The 2,287-nt window shown below is 34.2% G+C and carries 2 protein-coding genes; both read left to right on the forward strand.

All coding sequences use genetic code 11. The features are described 5' to 3' along the window. The first annotated feature begins 421 nt into the window (after nucleotides 1-421). On the forward strand, nucleotides 422-1,234 hold the full coding sequence (locus NW212_RS15105) for a hypothetical protein (RefSeq protein ID WP_258339438.1): 813 nt from the start codon (nucleotides 422-424) through the stop codon (nucleotides 1,232-1,234). Between the two features lie 11 nt (nucleotides 1,235-1,245). Continuing rightward, nucleotides 1,246-2,064 carry a hypothetical protein gene (locus tag NW212_RS15110; RefSeq protein WP_258339439.1) on the forward strand — a complete coding sequence of 273 codons (819 nt, stop codon included), beginning with the start codon at nucleotides 1,246-1,248 and terminating at the stop codon, nucleotides 2,062-2,064. The last annotated feature ends 223 nt before the right edge of the window (nucleotides 2,065-2,287 follow it).

A 2,287-nucleotide genomic window follows, 5' to 3' on the forward strand; every position in this document is an offset into this window, starting at 1 on the left:
ATATGGTTTTTATCCTATTGCGGACTTGATATTGCGGAATGGGATGCTCATTTTTGGCTAAAAAACTCTTTCAAGCATCATTTTACAATCTATTTTCATGCTTTGAATGAAAAAATCGATAAAACACAGATGATTATCAAGGGAGAATTGTAACTTTGCAATTGGATGGAGGTAACTCTTTCCAAGACATGTTAAAAAAAGAGGTGTTATGTCTTCTTCTTGTATGTACGAAGCCTGAGAACCTTCAAACAATGGAAACAAAAGATGATATAATGGTCTCCACGCATATGCGTGGGGCTGTTATTCCCACATCTGTTTCCAAAGGTTTTCTCAGGGCCTGTACATTAAGAAGTGTGGCATGCAGTTCCACGCTTTAACGTATAATTAAAAGTCCTTTGGGAACTGGAAGGGTTATGGGAATATGAACAAACTTATCTTAGATGGTTTTCCTTATTCAAAGGAAGAATTTCACGATTTATGTGCTACCGTAGATACTCTAATAATGGAAGTGTTTCACAAAGCATCTTCAAAATATCCTTCAGCACAATCTCTACAGATACTGAAAGGTTATCAGAGTTTAAAATACCCACTAATGGCAATTTGGGAACATTATGGATTTGGTAAGATTGAGGACATTTCGCTTCCAACAACTCCTTTATTGTATTATCGGGCTTTTAAAGTAGATACAATAGACACTTTGAATAAAATGATAACAGGCTATACCGCTGAAAATCCGTTTAATTTTTATGGAGTTATTCCAAATTCTGAAAAGATATTAGAGAAAATGTTAATTGCCTATCGTCATCTACTGAAGAACTTGCTTTCTGGCAATTTGCATTTTAATAATACTGGCGATTTACTGAAATCAATCTTGCATAAATCTTTCGAATTTAATGCAACAAGTTATGAAATTTATGAGAGTGGATGTTGTATCCAGCATGAAACATGCAATACATATATATTCACGGAGCATTCAATATACATAGGGATGAGGTTTAGAATAATAAATAATCCAACTTACATTGATGATAAGTTTTCACTTGCTACTTCTTCCGAGGATTTACTTGAAGACAGAGTGCAGTATGGTAGGCTCCGTCCCATAGATAATACTAATGGAGTTTCATCAAAGCCTATTGTCTGCAACATCTTTCCTCAAAATGGAATTCTCCGTTTTGCTACACCTAATCCTCTACGGCTTGTAGAGTTCTCTGGGATATTTAAACTTATCAATTAAACTCAATAACAATGACTTCTGAAAAACTATTTGAACAAGCATCTGCACTCATTCAGAGAAATGATGCATTACGTAACAGTGAAGAAGCTTGGAATATTGTACGTGCGCTTCAAATTCTAATTGAAGCTAATAAATTGGAGTCGGAGATTACACCATTAAAAATTAAAATTATAATTGGAATGGCTTCCTGCAACTATTTGATGGGCAATTTTCTTCATGCGTATAACTGTGCTGTGATTGCTAAAGAGAAAATAGATGAATATATTGAATTCGCATTTGACGATTCTTTTACAAGAAAAATGTTGGGAGAGGAGGAATGTGATAAAATGATTGAAGCTGTAAAGCGTAATATAAGTATAGGCGCGGGGTCTCGCCTAATGGAAAATTTCGTTTTGAGTTATATCAGTACAAACAACATAAGAAAGACCTTTCCTCCTAAAGATGATGCTCCATTTACAAGAGACGAATTGTACCACTTAATTCATTCTATTGAACGTATTAAAAGTGCTATAGTTTCACAGGCTTATAGCCGTGGAGTACAACAGGTTGCAAAGCATATTGAGTCTACATTCAATAGTTACAAATATCCTCTTTATTATATTTGGCAAAAGTATAAGTTCGGAAGAGATGAGGAAGTATGGGTTGAAGGTGAGAATATGTTACCGTATCATATGTTTATAGCAAAAATAAAGGAAAATACAGACGAACTGATATCTAAGTTATGTAGTGACAATCCGTTTGCGCTATTGAATAATGGTTCTGTAATTACTCAATTACTTCAAATAATCCTTGGCGATTTACAGGCTAGACTACAAGGAGGAAGAATATAATGCGTTCCTAAGTATGAATAGTTTGTTACTGGCAACAATGTCACTTATAGTGTAATAAGAGACTGTTCAAATTTGAACCAGTCTCTTATCATAAATCAATTGTTGATCCCAATTAGTTATTAGTTCCATTTTTAGTTATTGTGGGCGCTCATCTTCTTGAGATTCTTTTTCTCTAAAAACACCATTTCGAACACATTCTATAGCATCTGTGCTATAATGTATA

Source organism: Bacteroides sp. ET225 (genome assembly GCF_024733745.1).
Lineage (GTDB): Bacteria > Bacteroidota > Bacteroidia > Bacteroidales > Bacteroidaceae > Phocaeicola > Phocaeicola excrementipullorum.

Coding starts and splice junctions, on each gene's coding strand:
- NW212_RS15110 (WP_258339439.1), top strand. CDS start 1,246: ATGACTTCTGAAAAACTATTTGAACAAGCATCTGCACTCATTCAGAGA.
- NW212_RS15105 (WP_258339438.1), top strand. CDS start 422: ATGAACAAACTTATCTTAGATGGTTTTCCTTATTCAAAGGAAGAATTT.